This is a genomic window from Blautia sp. DFI.1.216 (assembly GCF_020594215.1).
Lineage (GTDB): Bacteria > Bacillota > Clostridia > Lachnospirales > Lachnospiraceae > Blautia_A > Blautia_A wexlerae.
This window is the reverse complement of record NZ_JAJDML010000265.1, coordinates 1-225: the sequence shown is the minus strand read 5'-3', so window position 1 is coordinate 225 and position 225 is coordinate 1. Positions and strand designations below refer to the sequence as shown.

Sequence of the window (225 nt, the reverse complement as noted above, 5' to 3'; positions counted from 1 at the left end):
CTGGCATCCGGTGAAACAAAGACAGACATCTCTAAAAAGATAAAAATAGATTCGCCCCGTTTGTGGGATATAGACGATCCTTATCGGTATATGGTATATACGCGTATTCTCGATAAGAAAAAGGGTACTTTGCTGGATGAAGTGGTGAATCCGTTAGGCTTGCGCTGGTTTAAATTTGATTCGGAAAAGGGCTTTTTCCTGAATGGCAAAGGACGTAAACTAATC

At 40.9% G+C, this 225-nt stretch carries 1 pseudogene; it reads left to right on the top strand.

Features of this window, described 5'->3' with window-relative positions:
• Positions 1–225: pseudogene (locus LJE11_RS19660) on the top strand (glycoside hydrolase family 2 protein); the annotation flags it as partial.